Raw genomic sequence first — 16,602 nt, forward strand, 5'->3', positions numbered from 1 at the left:
GCCCTCACCCGGCGAGCTGACTAAGCTGCCGAGCATGCGCCCGGCAGCTGGTGAGGTCCTGCACTTCTCCGAAGATCCGACCATCGAGGTCTTCCGGCCGCACGTCGCCAAGACGACGCGAGAGGCCACTCCGTATGTCTGGGCCGTCGGCTACGACCGCGCGCCCGACTACTGGTTCCCCCGGCAGTGCCCCCGCGCGATGGCGTGGGTCGGACCCGCCACCACCACTGACGACCGTGACCGCATCATCGGCGTCGGCTCCGGGACTCGCGTGCACGCGGTCGAATACGGCTGGCTGGATGCGATGCGCTCCGTCGAGCTGTACGCCTATCGCCTGCCGGCCAAGCAGTTCGACGAGTTCGACGCGGCGTTCGTCGCGACCGCGGAGGTCCGGCCACTCGGTCCGCCCGAACGCGTCGGCGACCTGTTCGAGCTGCACGACGAAGCCGGCATTCAATTACGTGTCCTGCCCCGCCTGCACGACTTCTGGGCGGAGACCACCACCAGCACCCTCGAGTGGAGCGGCATCCGGCTCCGCAACGCCCGCCCGTGACGCCGTACGGCGATCTGGGCGAAGCGGCCTGGACTTGGGCGCTCCAGCAGGTCCAGTGGGACGACGACGGGCCGTGGATTCCGGAGGCGGCCGGTGGTGAGAAGCCGACCGAGTACCGCGACGGCATGCACAGCGGCATCGGCGGCCTCGCCCACACCCTGGCCGAGATCCAACTCACCCGCCCATGGACCGCCGACGAGCGACGCCTCGCCTCCGCCCTCGCCGACCGCATCCGCACGACGATCCCGTCGGACACCTCGATCACGTACTTCGACGGCCTGGCCAGCTCGATCGGCGTCCTCACCGCGCTCGGCGAGCCTGGTTCCGGCGGCGCGGTCAGGCGGGCCCTGGAGATCGCTACGAAGGACGGCTGGCCCGAAGGCTTCCTCGAGGCGGAGGACACGTACTACACGGGTGCGGTGGCCAATGACGTCACGCTCGGGACCGGAGGCGCACTGATGGCCGCGCTGTGGGTCCTCCGCCGCGGCGAGAACGCCCGTCCCCTGGCCGACCGGGCCGCGGACCTGCTGCTGGGCGAGAAGGAGGAGTTGCCCACCGGTCTCAACTGGCAGTTCGTGTCGCGACGGTTCAAGACCGAGGAACCGATCGAGATGCCGAACTTCTCACACGGACTGGCAGGGATCGCGGCGGTGCTGACAGTCGCCGGGGTTGAGCTGGAGCGGCCGGAGTTCGTCGACGCGGGACGGCGTGGTGCCGAGCATCTTGTGACGCTGGGGATCAACGACAGCAAGGGATTCCGGGTGCCGCGGGTGATCCCGTGGGCAGAGCGCCATGGCGACGAGTACACGTACAACTGGTGCCACGGCGGGGCAGGTACGGCGTTGCTGTTCAGCGCATTCGAGTACGCCGGCGTGGACCAGGTCGCCGGTGAGTCGCCGACGATCTGGCGCCGACGGTGTCTGGACAGCGTCCGGAACTCCGGGATCCCCGAGCGACTCCACCCAGGCTTCTGGGACAACGACGGACGCTGCTGCGGTACGGCGGGAGCCGGCGACGCGTTCCTGGACGCCTGGCACCGCGATCGCGACCCGCGGGACCTGGAGTTCGCCGTACGGCTCGCGGATGCCGTGGTGGATCGGGCGATCCATGATGGCGGGTCGGCGTACTGGCGGTTCGTGGAGCACAAGAACGAGGATCCGCTGCTGCCACCGGGCGTGGGCTGGATGCAGGGTGCAGCCGGGATTGCGGCGTACCTGTTCCGGATCGAGCGGGTGCTGGGCGGCGGTCAGGACGCGGTGGAGCGGATGGACAACTGGTGGGCGCTCAGACGGTGATGACCACCTTGGCCCGCGCGTGACCGGTCTCGATATGGCGCATCGCGTCGGCGGCGGCTGCGAGCGGGTAGGTCCGGTCGACCACCGGCGTGAGCTTGCCGGCCTCGGCGAAGTCGCGAAGCGTCGCCAGATTGCCCCGGCTCGGGACCGCGTTGAAGAGCGCTACTCGCTGCGGCACGAAGGGGGCTGACAACTTCCCTCTGACTATCAGCCCGAGCGGACCGAAGAGGCTGCCACCGGTGAACAGCCCGCCCCCGGACAGGAGGAGGGTGCCGCGGCGAACCAGCGCCCGGCGGAGGGCCGTCAGGGACCGATTCCCCACCAGGTCGAGCACGATGTCGTACTTCTGACCGGTCCGGCTGAAGTCGGTCTGCCGGTAGTCGACGACGTCGTCCGCGCCGAGTGACCTGACCAGGTCGACGTTCCCGGTGCTGCACACCCCGGTCACCTCCGCGCCCATTGCCTTGCCGATCTGGACTGCGAACGTCCCCACGCCGCCCGATGCGCCGTTGATCAGCAGGCGCTGGCCGGGCTGGAGCTTCGCCGTGTCGCGCAGGCCGATCAGGGCGGTGTTCGCGGCCAGCGGGATGGCCGCGGCCTGCTCGTGGCTGAGGTTGGCGGGTTTGGTCTCGAACGACTCCACGTGGACGGCGACGTACTCGGCGAAGGCTCCGGGCGCTTCGCCGTACACCTCGTCGCCGAGCTGCACCCCGGTCACCGCGGGGCCGAACGCCTCGACGGTGCCGGCGAAGTCGGTGCCGCGGATCGGGACGTTGGGCCGGCGCCAGCCGAGATCGGCGGACGGGCGGGCGACGTACGGATCGCCGCGCAGCACGTGCCAGTCGCGGGCATTGACCGACGCCGCACGGACCCTGACCAGCACTTCGCGATCGGCCGGCACCGGCTGCTCGACGTCGGTGAACTCCAGAACGTCCGGCGATCCATACCTGCGTTGAACGATGGCTTTCATCGCATCCACCCCCAAGTTTCTTACGTCGTAAGGCTGCCTTACGACGTAAGAAAATACAAGAGCCCGCGGGGAGGCGATCTACTTGAGCCGGTCCAGACCGTCGAGGATCAGGTCGAGGGAGAACTCGAACTCGGCCTGGTCGTCACACCAGCCCTGCGTGGACTCCGGGTCGTCGTGGGCGATCTCGGACAGCATGCCGACCAGGTTCGGCAGTTGGTCCGCCAGGTCCACGATCATCCGCTCGGACTGGTCGCCCGCACCGCCGGCGGACGGATCGAACAGCTCCTGGGAGAACCCCAGCGCCCGGCTGCCCAGCGCGTGCAGTGCGTGGTGGGCAAGGTCGTACGAGAATCCTCCGGACCGCATCAGCCCGACCAGGCGATCGTGGTACAGCACCACTGCCGGGCGCATCGCCGTACGGCTCTCGAGCAGCCTCGGCGCCCAAGGATGCCGCAGCATGATCTGCCGAGCAGTGAGGATCCGTCGCCGCATCGCGGCCTTCCAGTCGCCCGGCTCACCGTCGTCGCGGTCGACGATCTCGTTGAGCTCGGCCATCAGTCCGTCGACGATGCCGTCGAGCAGGTCGTTCTTGTTCGCGACGTGGTAGTACAGCGACATCGCCTCGGCGCCGAGTGCTTCGCCGATCCGCCGCATCGTGACGGACTCCAGCCCGTCGGAGTCGGCGATCGCGACCGCGGCCTGCAGTACCCGGTCCCGGCTCAACGGGATCCGGGGTTCGGAGTTCGCCTGCACTGCCACGCGGATCCCCCTTCCTACGCTTGATTCGTACAGCGTAAGGCAGGGTTCAGCGCTGCCAGACCTCGGCGGTGGTGAGGAACGCGGACGAGCCGGGCTTGTCGGGCGAGCCGTCGACCTGGACGAAGCCGGGAACGGACGCGCCGCCGATCGAGACCGTCGCCGACCGGACCGGGGCGATCACCAGGCTCAGGCTGTGGCTGCCCTCGGCGAGCGGGAAGTCGTCGGTGGCGAACAGCCGCCGGTCCAGTACGCCGCCCATCTCGATCTGGATGTCGGCCGCCTTGGCGCTGAGGCCGTCGGCCAGGTTCATCGACACCTGGACCAGGTCGCGCTCGACCGCGGGCTCGTGCCACGGCAGACCCTGCACCTCGATGAACGAGCGTACGAAGTACCGCTCCAGCCAGGAGGCGAGATCGACGTCCTCCGACACCACCCGGACGATGCCGTCGAACCAGAGCACGACCGCCGTACCGGAGCCGCGGATGGACCAGTCGACCATCCAGATCGAGGCGTACGCGGTCACCTTGCCGTTCTCGTCGAACAGCCGCAGCCCAGGGTTGGCCCCCGCCAGGATGATCCGGCGGTTGCTGCCAGCCGACGACTTGGACATGGGAGGACGCTTCCGGGAGGGGGCCGAAGAAGCCTTGATTGTCTCAATCTCCGGCTGGGACGCAATGTAAACGTCCAAAAGCTTGACGGGGATATGCCCGGGGCGTCTTCAGATCTTCTCTACCGGCGCGTAGCGCAGCAGGAGGCGTTTGACACCCTCGGACCCGAAGTCGATGTCGGCCTGCGCCTGCTGGCCGTCGCCGCGGACCACCACGACGGTGCCCATCCCGAAGGTGTCGTGAACCACCCGGTCCCCCGGGTTCAGGCTGATCACGGGCTTGTCGGACGCGGTACGACGGGCCGGCTCGTAGCGACTGGGGATGCCGCTGCCGGTCGACGTACCGGTGCCGGACCAGCGGGTGATGGCCGACTCGTCCCGGCGCCAGTCGAGCAGCTCGGCCGGGATCTCCTCCAGGAACCGCGACGGCGGGTTGTGCTGCGGCGCGCCGTACGCCGAACGGACCGCGGCGCGGGAGATCGCCAGTCGCTGCCGGGCCCGGGTGATGCCGACGTACGCGAGCCGGCGCTCCTCCTCGAGCTCCTTCATGTCGGTCAGCGACCGGGAGTGCGGGAAGACGCCGTCCTCCATGCCGGTCAGGAACACCACCGGGAACTCCAGGCCCTTCGCGGTGTGCAGGGTCATCAGCGTGACCACGCCACCGTCGTCGGCCGCGTCCGGGATCTGGTCGGCGTCGGCGACCAGGGCGACCCGCTCCAGGAACGCCTGCAGGTCGGCGGCCTCGCCGGCAGCGGTGCGCTCCTCGACGAACTCGCGGGCCACCGAGATGAACTCGTCCAGGTTCTCCAGCCGGGTCTCGTCCTGCGGATCGGTCGACTTCTGCAGCTCCTCGTAGTACCCGGAGCGGTGCAAGGCGACGTCCAGGATGTCGTCCGGCGGTGCGCCCGAGTCGACCATCGCGGTCAGCTCGTCGAGGATGTCGACGAAGGCCTGCACGGCGTTCACGGACCGGGAAGCCATCGCCGGCGCGTCCTGGGCCCGGCGCATCGCCTGCGCGAACGAGATGCGGTCCCGCGCGGCCAGCGACTCGATCGCCGCCTCGGCCCGGTCGCCGATGCCGCGCTTGGGCACGTTCATGATCCGGCGCAGCGAGACGGTGTCCTCCGGGTTCACCAGCACGCGCAGGTACGCGAGCGCGTCGCGGACCTCCTTGCGCTCGTAGAACCGGACGCCGCCGACCACCTTGTACGGATGGCCGGTGCGAATGAAGACCTCTTCGAACACCCGGGACTGTGCGTTGGTCCGGTAGAACACCGCCACGTCGGACGGCTTCACCCCGTCGGCGTCGGTGAGCCGGTCGATCTCGTCGGCGACGAACTGCGCCTCGTCGTGCTCGTTGTCGGCGACGTACACCGCGATCTGCTCGCCCTGGCCCTGGTCGGACCACAGGTTCTTCGCCTTGCGGCCCTCGTTGCGGCTGATCACCGCGTTCGCCGCGGACAGGATCGTCTGGGTGGAGCGGTAGTTCTGCTCCAGCAGGATCGTCTCGGCGTTGGTGAAGTCCTCCTCGAAGGCGAGGATGTTGCGGATCGTCGCGCCACGGAACGCGTAGATCGACTGGTCCGCGTCGCCGACCACCATCAGCTCCGCCGGCGGTGCGGTCGGGCCCATCCGGCCCGGCTCGTCCTCGCCACAGAGCTCGCGGATCAGCGTGTACTGCGCGTGGTTGGTGTCCTGGTACTCGTCGACGAGGACGTGGCGGAACCGGCGGCGGTAGTACTCCCGGACCTCCGGGAAGGCCTGCAGCAGGTTGACCGTGGTCATCAGCAGGTCGTCGAAGTCCAGCGCGTTCGCCTGGGCCAGCCGCTCCTGGTAGATCCGGTAGCACTCGGCGTACGTCTCCTCCAGGTGGTTGGAGGTCTTCGCCGCGGCGGTCTCGTGGTCGATCAACTCGTTCTTCTGGGTGCTGATCCAGTTCAGCACGGCGCGCGGGTTGTACCGCTTCACGTCCAGGTCGAGCTCGCGGCAGACCAGCGTCATCAGCCGGCGCGAGTCGGTGTCGTCGTAGATCGAGAACGTCGAGTTGATGCCGAACCGCTTGATGTCGCGGCGCAGGATCCGCACGCAGGACGAGTGGAACGTCGAGACCCACATCAGCTTCGCCCGCGGACCGACCAGGTCCACCACCCGCTCGCGCATCTCGGCGGCGGCCTTGTTGGTGAACGTGATCGCCAGGATGGACCCGGGGTGCGCGTCGCGGGCCGCCAGCAGGTAGGCGATCCGCCGGGTCAGCACCCGGGTCTTGCCCGAGCCGGCACCGGCGACCACCAGCAGTGGCTTGCCGCCATGCACGACGGCGGCGCGCTGCTGTGGATTGAGCCCCTCGAGCAGCGCCTCCGGATCGGTCCGGTGCGTCGTGGGCTCCTCCAGCGGCACCGGCAGCTCATCAGGCGAGAACAGCGTAGTCATCACCAACACCTTAGGCGCTCCCGCCGACAGTTACCGAACGCCGGTTCGAATCGGGTGTCGGCGTTGTGGTTGACAGCACCCCACGGATGGGCCTTGGGTGGCATCGATGAGTGAGCGGGGGTCGCATCCGGTGTTCGCGCGGATCTACGCGCGCGTCCGTCCGGGCCTCGACGAGCACGGCGTGGCGGGGCACCGCAAGCGCCTGCTGGACGGACTGGCCGGCGAGATCGTCGAGATCGGTGCGGGCGACGGCGGGAACTTCGCCCACTACCCGGCCGAGGTGACGCGCGTGATCGCCGTCGAGCCGGAGCCGTATCTGCGCTCGAAAGCCGAACGGCAGGCCGCGCTCGCACGCGTCCGCGTCGAGGTCGTGAACGGTACGGCGGAGCGCCTGCCGCTCGCGGACGGTTCGGTCGACGCCGTGGTGACTTCGCTGGTGTTGTGCTCGGTCCCGGACCAGGCGGTCGCGCTGGCGGAGGCCTTCCGCGCGCTGCGTCCGGGCGGCGAGCTCCGCTTCTACGAGCACGTCTCCGCCGCACCCGGCCGGATGGAGACCGTCCAGAAGGTCCTCGACGCGACCATCTATCCGCGGGTGTCGGGCGGCTGCCATCTGCATCGGGACACGGCTGCCGCCATCGCCACCGCAGGCTTCACCATCACCGAGCTCGACCACTTCAAGTTCCCGCCCACAGGTTCCAACCCGGCCGCCCCGCACATCCTCGGCCGCGCCGTCCGCCCGGAGGACTCCTGATGCAGAGCGCTGAAGCCCGGTACACCGCACTGGTCGATCAGGTCGAGGTGCTCTACAACAACGAGCAGTTCAGTACGGGGCTCGGCCTGATGGAGGCCGAGAGCGGCGGACTGGACGAGTGGACCGCAGAGCTGGCCCACCTCAAAGCCTGTCTGTACGGCGCTTCCGGAGATGCGGACTCGGCATTGCGGACTCTCCAGGCGGCGAGCGCCGCAGGGGCATGGTGGCAGCCGTCGATCCTGACCGATGACGACGATCTGGCCGCGCTTCAGGAGCGACCTGAGTTCCAGGAGTTGGTCGCGGTGTCGAGTGAGCGGGTCGCGGACGACCCGCTACCTCCTCTCGTCGTGCTGCCCGCCGGGCCGGCTGTTGGTGTGGTGGTGGCGTTGCACGGTGCGGGACTGCGGGCGACGCATTCGGCGCAAGACTGGGCTGGAGTGCTCGAGCTCGGCTACGGGCTGATGTGCGTGGAGTCGTCGCAGCGGATGTCGCCGATGTACCGGACCTGGCCCGATCGGGAGCGTGCCGCCGACGACATCGCCCGCGCGCTCGACCAGTTGCCTGCCGAGCTGAACGGCGTACCGGTGATCGCGGCGGGCTTCTCCGCCGGCGGGCGCGCTGCCCTCGACTGGGCACTGACCGCACATCCGGTCAAGGTCTCCGGTGTGGTCCTGGTGGCTCCCGCCATTCGCGAGCTCCCGGCCACTTCGGCCGGGACGTTGTCTCCGGCAACGATTCTGATCGGGACCGACGACGACCTGTTCGAGGTGGTCGACGAGGCCGCCGCACAGCTGACCTCGTTCGGCTTCATGATCGACCACGTGCCCGGTCTCACCCACGCGTTCCCCACCGACTTCTCGAGCCGGTTGGAGAAGATTCTCAGCTGACGGTCAGGACAGCTGGCGGGTCAGGTGGAGTTCCACCGGGATGGCACCGTCCAGCCACTCGACCCGGGCCAGGTTGTGGCGCGCCTGCCACATGTCGACCCAACCGGCCGGATCCTCGCCGAACAGCGTCGTACGCAGGATGTCCGAGACCGCGCCGAGCAAGGTGGCGGACGGGGTGGCCATCAGTTCCAGCAGGAGGCGTTCCTGATCGGACAGGTCGTCGGCCACCAGGATCGCGTTGTCGCCCAGATTCACCCGCAGGAGCCTGCCACAGGAACAGCTTTGCTCTGAGCAGACTTGCCGTCAGCAGAAAAACTGGGGTGGGCCGGTTCGGCCGGTCAGTGTTGAGGGCATGGCTGAAGACAACAAACCTCCGCTGTTCAACGAGACCACGCGGCAACGGCTGCTCGCGCAGCGGATCGTCGTCCTGGACGGGCAGCTCGACGACGACAACGGGACGCTGCTGGCGACCCAGATGCTGACGCTTGCGGCCGAGGACCCGAAGACCGACATCGCCTTGTGGATCCACTCCCTCGGCGGCTCGGTGCCGTCGATGCTGGCGATCCGGGACGTGATGCGGCTGGTGCCGTGCGACGTGTCGACGCTGGCGATCGGACTGGCCTGCAGCGCCGGGCAGTTCCTGCTGTCGGCCGGTACGCCGGGCAAGCGCTACGCACTGCGACACGCGCGGGTCCTGATGCACCAGGGCTCGGCAGGGATCGGCGGGTCCGCGGTGGAGATCGAGATCCAGGCCAACGACCTGCGGCACATCCGCGACACGGTCCTGGCACTGGTCGCCGAGGACACCGGGCAGTCGTTCGACACCGTGCACGAGGACTCGCTGCACGACCACTGGTACACCGCCGAACAGGCCCGCACGTACGGCTTCATCGACCACATCGTCGAGACCTTCGACCAAGTCATGCCCCAAGCGAAGGCGGCTGCCTGATGAGTACTTACACCATCCCGAACGTCATCGCCCAGCATCCGCGGGGCGAGCGGATCATGGACGTCTACTCGCACCTGCTCAGCGAGCGCATCATCTATCTCGGTACGGCGATCGACGCGGGCGTGGCGAACGCGCTGATCGCGCAACTGCTGCACCTGGAGGCGGACAAGCCCGACCAGGAGATCAACCTCTACATCAACTGCGAGGGTGGCGACATGACCGCGATGCTCGCGATCTACGACACCATGCAGTACATCCAGGCGCCGATCTCGACGTTGTGCGTCGGGCAGGCGATCGCGGCCGGCGCGGTCCTGCTGGCCGCCGGCGAGCAGGGGCGCCGGGCTCTCCTGCCACACGCCCGCGTGGTCCTGCACCAGCCGGCCGCCCGCGGTCAGGGCACCATCCCGGACCTGATCCTGCAGGCCGACGAGGTGGTCCGGGTCCGTGGACAGGTGGAGTCGATCCTGGCCGAGCACACCGGTCAGTCGATCGAGCGGCTGCGGCACGACACCGACCGGGACCACGTGCTGACCGCCCAAGAGGCCAAGGAGTACGGCATCGTCGACCAGGTGATCCAGCACCGGGTGTCACTGGCCGCCTTCGCCTGAGGGTCTGGTGCCGGGCGAGGTGAGGTCAGCGGCGGCGAGGACCGCGTCGGCGACAGCGGCATGGTGAGCCATGTCGACCTTCGGGCGCCCGAGCCGGTCGGTCAGGTACGCGTAAGCGATCCGCCGGTCCGGGTCCGCCCAGCCGACACAGCAGTTGCTGCCGTTGTGCCCGAACGCGCGCGGGCTGCTCGTCGTGCCGAGCGACGAGATGGCGTCCGGCAGGAACCGCGGACCGCCGAGCTGGAAACCCTGCGACCACCGGATCGGCGCCCGCACGGTCCGGTCCAGCTCACCCTCGCTGGTCGGCTCCACGGCCACGGCCAGTGACTCGGGCCGCAGCACCCGCCCGGCCGGACCGACTCCGCCGTTCAACAGGGCCCGGTAGAACACAGTCAGATCCCGTGCGGTGGCGGAGATCCCCGCCGCCGGTACGACGGCCTCACGGGTACTGCGCCGGTTCAGGACCGACTGGATGAACGGACCGGCCGGTCCGGACACCCGGACCGGGACGTGCCGGTGCCACTGGTCGGCGGGCAGCCCGAAATAGGTGTCGGTGACGCCCAGTGGCTCGAGGACGAAGCGCCGTACCAGCTCGTCGATCGGGAGACCGCTGCACCGGTGTGCGACCTCGCCGAGGATGAAGCCGAAGGCCAGCGGACTGTAGGCGACGGTGCCGAGCGGCCAGCGGGGTCCGGCTTCCTCGATCCGCTCCAGCGAGCGGTCCCAGTCCGCCATCGAGCGCACGTCTCCGAGGTACGACTTGCCCACTGTCAGGCCGGAGCGGTGCTGCAGCACCTGGCGGACCGTGATGTCGCGCTTGCCGTTGTGCGCGAACCCGGGCCAGTACGCCGCCACCGCATCGTCCAGGTGGAGACGCCGGGACTCGACCAGCTGGTGGATCACGACGGCGATGTACGGCTTGCCGGCTGAGAACAGCCAGAACAGCGCGTCGGGTGGACAGCCGAACGACAGGTCGACGGCCACCCGGCCGTCCCTGACCACACACAGCTGCGCGACCCCGGGACGGCTCCGGACCAGCTGGATCGCCTCACCCAGCCGGTCGGCGTCCAGACCGGCGTCGCGCGGTTCGCAGTCGCCGCCGAAATCCATCGCCTTCACCTCCCCCTGTCAACCAGCTTGCCGCGCAGGACAAGTTAGGGTCGATCAGGTGAGCGTGCCTGAGGGGAATCCGCGTCCGGACAACGAGATCGAGCGGGTGCTGGTGGTGGTCGCCCATCCGGACGACATCGACTTCGGCGGCGCCGGCACGGTGGCGCTGTGGACCAAGGCCGGCATCGAGGTGCAGTACTGCATCGTCACCGACGGCCAGGCGGGCGGCTTCGAACCGGATCGGGACCGTGCCGAGATTCCCGCCGTACGACGGGCCGAGCAGACCGCCGCCGCGCAGCACGTCGGCGTCCGGGACCTGCACTTCCTCGGCTACACCGACGGCGCGGTCGAGCCGACCCTCGAGCTGGTCCGCGACATCAGCCGGGTGATCCGTAAGGTCCGTCCACAGCGCCTGCTCACCCAGTCACCGGAGCGGGTGTGGTCGCGCCTGCAGGTCTCGCACCCCGACCACCTGGCCGCGGCGGAGGCCACGGTCCGGGCGTTCTACCCGGCCGCCGGTAACCCGTACGCGTACGCGAACCTGGCCGAGGAAGCCTGGGACGTCGACGAGCTCTGGATGATGGACCACCCGGAGATCAACCACTACGTCGACATCACCGACACCTTCGACCAGAAGCTGGCGGCGTTGATGTCACACACCAGCCAGCACCGCGACCCCGAGGGCCTCCGCACCGGAATCCGGGCGCACTTCGCCCAGGTCGCCACCGGCGCGGGCATGCCACCGAACCACTACGCCGAGGACTTCACGGTCATCCGGCTGCGCTAATTGCTTTGCGGGCACGTCGGCGAGGAGACAGGGTGCGGGCATGACGATCAATCATTGGGTGGTTGGAGATGGGCCCGCGGTGTTGTTGGTGCACGCGGGCGTGGCGGATGCGCGGATGTGGGCGCGGCAGGTCGAAGAGCTGCGCCAGGACCACCGGGTGATCACGGTGGATCTGCGCGGGTACGGCGAGACTCCGCTCGAGGTGGGCGCGAAGTACTCCGACGCCGGCGATCTGCTCGCGGTGCTCGACGAGGTCGGAGCCGAGTCGGTGGCCGCCATCGGATCGTCGTACGGCGGGTACGTCGTACAGCAGGCGGCGAGCCGGCAGCCGGGGCGGTTCAATCGGCTGGTGCTGCTCTGTGCACCGACTGATGACGTGCAGCCGACGGACGACCTGCGCGCGGTGTGGGCCGAGGAGAACGAGCTGGTCGAGGCCGGCGATGTCGACGGCGCCACGGACCTGATGGTGCGGAGCTGGATCGGGCCGGATGCGGACGACGACGCGCGGGAACTGCTCCGGGCGATGCAGAAGCGGGCGTACGAGCTTCAGCTCGCCGCGGGTGACGTCGAGAACGAGGAGTACGCCGTCGAGCCGGAGAAGCTGACCATGCCGGTGCGGTTGATCACCGGTGCGCACGACTTCCAGTTCTTCGCGGACTGCGCGACGTACCTGGCCGAACGGCTGCCGAACGTCGAGCGGATCGACCTGCCGTGGGCCGGGCACCTGCCGACGCTGGAGCGCCCCGGCGAGGCCGGGGCGCTCATCAGCTGACGGCCTATCTCAGTCGGCCAGGGCGCCCATCGGGTCCCAGGCCGGGAGCACGATCGGCTCGTCATCGAGACGCGCCTGCAGCTCGGCCGGCAGGGCGGAGCGGCGGACCGCGATCTCGAAGACGTGCTCGGCGTACCACGAGTCGTTCATGGTCCAGAAGCCGCTGTCGGCCTTCTCGTCGCCCCAGCTGTTCTCGACCCGCCAGCGGCGCGGCTTGCCGTCGACCACGTCGACACCGGTGAACAGCATCGCGTGCGTCATCAGCGTCTCGTGGTGCACCAGCCGCTCGGCCTTGTCGAGCGAGAACTCGGTGTCGTAGACGGAGCCGTAGTCGTACAGCTTGGCGTCCCAGAAGCCCAGGTCGCCGCTCATCTGCTTGCCGACGTCGCAGCCGAACCAGACCGGCTCACCGCCGACGATCGCGTCCTGGGTGAGCTGCTTCATCAGGTCGATGTCGACGTTCAGGTACACCACCGGCGGCGCGTCGATGACGTTGCCGAGGTAGTCGACCGTGAAGGTCTTGCCGACCGGGCTGGACTCGCGCGGGTCGTGCACCAGGCAGACGTAGTCGTCGACCGGCAGTTGCACGTACGCCGCGGCGAACTCGGCCGGCGTGGTCCAGCCGTCACGGTGGAAGCCCTTGTCGCTGTCCTTCCACTGCCAGAGGAACTTCTGCGGCGGCGTACCGAGGTGGATGCTCAGCACCCGGTGCACGGTGGTCAGGATCTCCTGCTTGCGGTCCCGCTGCGCCTCCAGGCCGTCCAGCGCCCGCAGGTCGCGCGCACCCTGGCGCAGCAGCTTGCGGAGCATGTCGTTCATCTGCGCGGTCGCAGACGAGCTCTCGGTCTCCGGCATCGCCGTCTTCGGCACCAGGCCGTGCTTGCGGACCAGCGCGACGAACATGTTCCACTGGCCGCCGTCACCGATCGGGTCGGACAGCAGGTGCGCGACGGTCCGGTCGTCGGCATCCCGCCCGGCGGTCTCGATGATCGCCTCGAGGAAGAAGTTCGAGCGCTCGAACTTGTCCCAGAACAGGACGTAGTTCTGCGAGAACTCGAAGTCCTTGACGCCCAGCTTGCCGGCCGCGCCGACGCGGAGCAGGTTGAGTCCGGCGAACAGCCAGCAACGGCCGCTCTTCTTCTGGTTGGTCACCTTCCAGTCGTCCAGCAGGTTCGACACCGAATGGTCGATCGAGGTGACGACCTGACGGTCGAGGGCGATGGTATTGACCGGCGTCTGCGTGACGGCGTTCTGCATCACCCGGTACTGCGGGTTCGATGCGAACTCCTTCTCGAAGAGCGCGAGCTGTTCGGCTGTGAGATTCCGCTCCATAGTTGTCGACGGTATAACAGCGACCAAGCCGGTCGCGCCTCCGCCGGGGTGGCGAATCAATGCCCTGTCCAAAACCCGCCACCGGCGAGGCCTTGCGTTATGCTAAATGAAAACGACATTCAAATAAGGAGGACAGCAGATGCCCCGACGTCCGGCCCCGACCGGCAAGCGCAAGCCGAAGCAGAATCCGCTCGACCGCGACGGCATCACCTACATCGACTACAAGGACACGGCGCTGCTGCGCAAGTTCATCTCCGACCGCGGCAAGATCCGCTCCCGCCGCGTCACCGGCCTGTCGGTGCAGCAGCAGAAGCAGGTCGCCCGCGCGATCAAGAACGCCCGGGAGATGGCGCTCCTCCCCTACACGTCGGCCAACCGATAGGGCCGATGGCGGGTTATGTCACTGCTGACGTGATCGGTTCCCGTCAGTCGTGAAACAACCCGCCAGTGGGCCGGGCAGTTGCCGGCGGCAATCAGACCAGGCGGCGGTCGGTGGCCCAGCGGGTCAGCTCGTGGCGGTTGGACAACTGCAGCTTGCGCAGTACCGAGGAGACGTGGGTCTCGACCGTCTTCACCGAGATGAAGAGCTCCTTGGCGACTTCCTTGTAGGCGTAGCCGCGGGCGATCAGGCGCAGTACCTCGCGCTCGCGCTGGGACAGGCGGTCCAGGTCCTCGTCGACCGAGGCGATGTCGATCGCTCCGGAGAACGCGTCCAGGACGAAGCCGGCCAGCCGCGGCGAGAAGACCGCGTCACCGTCGGCGACCCGGTTGATCGCGTCGACCAGTTCGGTCCCGCTGATGTTCTTCGTGACGTATCCGCGGGCGCCGGCCCGGATCACGCCGATCACGTCCTCGGCCGCGTCCGACACCGACAGCGCGAGAAACTTGACCTCCGGATGCCGCTGGTGCACCTGCTTCATCACCTCGGTGCCACCACCACCGGGCAGGTGGACGTCGAGCAGCACGACGTCCGGCTCGGTCCCGACGATCGCCTTCACGGCGGTGTCGACGTCGGATCCCTCCCCGACGATGTCGACCGAGGCGCCGATCTCGCTGCGCACCCCGGCCCTGAACATGTCGTGATCGTCGACGACGACAACGCGCCTGCTGCTCATCTGTCCATCTCCAGTCGCACTTCGGTGCCTGTCTCCGGATCGGACCGCACCGTTGCGCGGCCGCCGTGCCGTTCCATCCTGCCCATCACACTGTGCCGCAGGCCGAGCCGGTCGTCCGGCACGCCGTCGACGTCGAACCCTTTGCCGCGGTCCCGGACGAACATCTCCGCCCGGTCGCCGTCCACCTCGACGAACACGTCGATCTTGGCCGCACCGGAGTGCTTGGCCGCGTTCACCATCGACTCCCGGGCGGCCCGGACCATCGCCGACAACCCTTCGGTCATGTCGCAGTCGCCGACCGTGACCACCTCGACCGGAACCCCGTGCGAGTCCTCGACCTCGGCGGCGGCCCGCTTGGCGGCTCCCGCCAGCGTCTGGTCGGTCTTGTCGTCCTCGTCGTACAGCCAGGACCGCAGTTCACGCTCCTGCGACCGCGCCAGGGTGGCGACGGCGCGCGGGTCGTTCGCCTGCTTCTGGATCAGCGCCAGCGTCTGCAGCACCGAGTCGTGCAGGTGCGCGGCCATGTCGGCGCGTTCCTGGGAGCGGATCCGCTCGGACCGCTCGGTGTTCAGGTCACGGGTCAACCGGTGCACCCACGGCCCGGCGATGACGCCGATACCGACGACCGCGAGCAGCAGCGCGATCAGTACGTCGCCGACCATCGAGAGCCGGCCGTTCTGCACCAGGAACACGGTCACCGCGGTCCCGAGCAGGATGACGCCGATGCCGATCCGGATCAGCGACTTCCAGCCGCCCTTGCCGAGCAGGATGCCGAGGAACGAGAAGCGCCCGTAGTCCCGGGTCCAGGCGGCCTTCTGGCTCTCGTCGGCCTGCCGCCAGATCAGCGCCAGACCGGTGACGGCGAACACCAGCGGCCAGAACATCTTCCCGGCGATTCCGAGCCCGGCCACCTGCAACAGCAGCAGCAGCCCGACACCGATCGCGACCAGGGCCGTCACCTGGCTCTTACTCTTCTCCCGCCGCCGCGCCTTGGCCTCGGTGACCGGGGGCGGTGCCTCGTCGGACCGCAGTCCGCTTCGGGTGTGCGCGGCCAGCCCCGGCGCCGCCGGCATCCCCGGGGGCGCCAGCGGCATCAGGAACCACAGCGCGGCGTAGATCAGGACGCCGAACCCACCGAACACGGTGGTGGCGATCAGCACGAGGCGTACGACGGTGTCCGAAACGCCGAGGTGGTCCGCGATCCCACCGGCCACACCGGCGATGATCCGTCCCTCGGTACGGCGGTAGGCCCGGCGTACCGGCGGCGCATCCGGCGTCGGGCGGGTCTGCTGGCCTGCTCCGGCGTACGCGGCTCCCGTGGGACCGGAGTACGGGCCCTGGCCGGAGTACGGCGGGCCGGCGTACGGCGGGATCTGTCCGGCGTAGGCGGCGTACGGGCCTTGGTACTGTCCAGGTCCTTGCGGGCCCCAGCCCTTGTACTGCCACTGGCCGTCGTTCTGCTGGCCCTGTCCCGGTCCCTGTCCCTGTCCCGGCGCAGGCGTCGGCTCGGGTGGGGTCCCGGAAGTGGAGGACCCGCCCGACGGCGCGGCTGCGGCTGGATGACTCATCCCCACGATCGTCACACGCCGGAGGGGCCGGCACCAGCAGGCTTGTCCCGGGCCGGCTCCTCAGCGGCGGTCCGCCAGGCTCAGGGTCGGCTCGGGGAGAACCCCTAAC

General features: G+C 68.9%; 18 protein-coding genes. 9 read left to right on the top strand and 9 right to left on the bottom strand.

Annotated elements, in window-relative coordinates; all coding sequences use genetic code 11:
* Window positions 1-34: 34 nt before the first annotated feature.
* Window positions 35-553 (top strand): DUF6886 family protein, encoded by a 519-nt coding sequence (locus OG817_RS30970; protein ID WP_406048133.1) that lies wholly within the window; start codon window positions 35-37, stop codon window positions 551-553.
* Window positions 517-1,848, top strand: a complete 1,332-nt coding sequence (locus tag OG817_RS30975) for a lanthionine synthetase LanC family protein (protein ID WP_406048134.1) — start codon at window positions 517-519, stop codon at window positions 1,846-1,848. Before OG817_RS30970 ends, OG817_RS30975 begins: the two co-directional genes overlap by 37 nt.
* Here the strand turns inward: OG817_RS30975 and OG817_RS30980 are convergent.
* The 4 genes from OG817_RS30980 to pcrA all read right to left on the bottom strand — a co-directional run bounded on the left by OG817_RS30980 (window position 1,838) and on the right by pcrA (window position 6,614).
* Window positions 1,838-2,818: an NAD(P)-dependent alcohol dehydrogenase gene (locus tag OG817_RS30980; protein ID WP_406048135.1), complete on the bottom strand. Its 981-nt coding sequence runs from the start codon at window positions 2,816-2,818 to the stop codon at window positions 1,838-1,840. The two genes, OG817_RS30975 and OG817_RS30980, sit on opposite strands and share 11 nt — an antisense overlap.
* 78 nt (window positions 2,819-2,896) lie before the next feature.
* A complete protein-coding gene (locus OG817_RS30985) occupies window positions 2,897-3,577 on the bottom strand; it encodes a TetR/AcrR family transcriptional regulator (protein WP_406048137.1) in 681 nt (226 codons plus the stop codon).
* 46 nt (window positions 3,578-3,623) lie between these two features.
* Window positions 3,624-4,187, bottom strand: a complete 564-nt coding sequence (locus OG817_RS30990; protein ID WP_360451303.1) for a hypothetical protein — start codon at window positions 4,185-4,187, stop codon at window positions 3,624-3,626.
* A gap of 108 nt (window positions 4,188-4,295) precedes the next feature.
* Window positions 4,296-6,614 carry a DNA helicase PcrA gene (gene pcrA / locus OG817_RS30995; protein ID WP_406048138.1) on the bottom strand — a complete coding sequence of 773 codons (2,319 nt, stop codon included), beginning with the start codon at window positions 6,612-6,614 and terminating at the stop codon, window positions 4,296-4,298.
* A 106-nt stretch (window positions 6,615-6,720) separates the two neighbouring features.
* Between pcrA and OG817_RS31000 the strand changes: the two genes are divergently transcribed.
* Complete coding sequence (locus OG817_RS31000) at window positions 6,721-7,365, top strand: class I SAM-dependent methyltransferase (RefSeq protein ID WP_406048140.1); 645 nt, start codon at window positions 6,721-6,723, stop codon at window positions 7,363-7,365.
* Window positions 7,365-8,252: an alpha/beta hydrolase gene (locus OG817_RS31005; RefSeq protein WP_406048142.1), complete on the top strand. Its 888-nt coding sequence runs from the start codon at window positions 7,365-7,367 to the stop codon at window positions 8,250-8,252. Before OG817_RS31000 ends, OG817_RS31005 begins: the two co-directional genes overlap by 1 nt.
* Window positions 8,253-8,255: 3 nt before the next feature.
* Here OG817_RS31005 and OG817_RS31010 read toward each other — a convergent pair whose 3' ends face one another.
* Window positions 8,256-8,507 carry a hypothetical protein gene (locus OG817_RS31010; protein WP_406048143.1) on the bottom strand — a complete coding sequence of 84 codons (252 nt, stop codon included), beginning with the start codon at window positions 8,505-8,507 and terminating at the stop codon, window positions 8,256-8,258.
* A 97-nt stretch (window positions 8,508-8,604) separates the two neighbouring features.
* On the opposite strand from OG817_RS31010, the gene OG817_RS31015 reads away from it, so the two are divergent.
* Both OG817_RS31015 and OG817_RS31020 read left to right on the top strand, forming a co-directional pair.
* Window positions 8,605-9,201: a ClpP family protease gene (locus tag OG817_RS31015; RefSeq protein WP_406048145.1), complete on the top strand. Its 597-nt coding sequence runs from the start codon at window positions 8,605-8,607 to the stop codon at window positions 9,199-9,201.
* Window positions 9,201-9,809 carry a ClpP family protease gene (locus OG817_RS31020; protein WP_393392748.1) on the top strand — a complete coding sequence of 203 codons (609 nt, stop codon included), beginning with the start codon at window positions 9,201-9,203 and terminating at the stop codon, window positions 9,807-9,809. Before OG817_RS31015 ends, OG817_RS31020 begins: the two co-directional genes overlap by 1 nt.
* Here OG817_RS31020 and OG817_RS31025 read toward each other — a convergent pair.
* Entirely contained in the window at window positions 9,789-10,919 is a 1,131-nt protein-coding gene (locus tag OG817_RS31025) for a serine hydrolase domain-containing protein (RefSeq protein ID WP_406048146.1), read from the bottom strand. The two genes, OG817_RS31020 and OG817_RS31025, sit on opposite strands and share 21 nt — an antisense overlap.
* Window positions 10,920-10,977: 58 nt before the next feature.
* Here OG817_RS31025 and OG817_RS31030 point away from each other — a divergent pair, with 58 nt between their 5' ends.
* Both OG817_RS31030 and OG817_RS31035 read left to right on the top strand, forming a co-directional pair.
* The gene (locus OG817_RS31030) at window positions 10,978-11,706 is read left to right on the top strand and encodes a PIG-L deacetylase family protein (protein WP_406048147.1); all 729 of its coding nucleotides are present in this window, start codon (window positions 10,978-10,980) and stop codon (window positions 11,704-11,706) included.
* A 40-nt stretch (window positions 11,707-11,746) separates the two neighbouring features.
* Window positions 11,747-12,478 (top strand): alpha/beta fold hydrolase, encoded by a 732-nt coding sequence (locus OG817_RS31035; protein WP_406048149.1) that lies wholly within the window; start codon window positions 11,747-11,749, stop codon window positions 12,476-12,478.
* Between the two features lie 9 nt (window positions 12,479-12,487).
* On the opposite strand, the gene OG817_RS31040 is transcribed toward OG817_RS31035, so the two are convergent.
* On the bottom strand, window positions 12,488-13,810 hold the full coding sequence (locus OG817_RS31040) for an aminopeptidase C (RefSeq protein ID WP_406048151.1): 1,323 nt from the start codon (window positions 13,808-13,810) through the stop codon (window positions 12,488-12,490).
* Between the two features lie 139 nt (window positions 13,811-13,949).
* Between OG817_RS31040 and rpsR the strand changes: the two genes are divergently transcribed.
* A complete protein-coding gene (gene rpsR, locus OG817_RS31045; protein ID WP_131352936.1) occupies window positions 13,950-14,192 on the top strand; it encodes a 30S ribosomal protein S18 in 243 nt (80 codons plus the stop codon).
* Window positions 14,193-14,283: 91 nt separating this feature from the next.
* On the opposite strand, the gene OG817_RS31050 is transcribed toward rpsR, so the two are convergent.
* Together OG817_RS31050 and OG817_RS31055 are read right to left on the bottom strand one after the other, a co-directional pair.
* Window positions 14,284-14,925: a response regulator gene (locus OG817_RS31050; RefSeq protein WP_406048153.1), complete on the bottom strand. Its 642-nt coding sequence runs from the start codon at window positions 14,923-14,925 to the stop codon at window positions 14,284-14,286.
* A complete protein-coding gene (locus OG817_RS31055) occupies window positions 14,922-16,493 on the bottom strand; it encodes a PspC domain-containing protein (RefSeq protein ID WP_396391695.1) in 1,572 nt (523 codons plus the stop codon). Before OG817_RS31055 ends, OG817_RS31050 begins: the two co-directional genes overlap by 4 nt.
* Window positions 16,494-16,602: the final 109 nt, after the last annotated feature.

It is taken from the genome of Kribbella sp. NBC_00889 (assembly GCF_045207705.1).
Taxonomy (GTDB): Bacteria; Actinomycetota; Actinomycetes; order Propionibacteriales; family Kribbellaceae; genus Kribbella.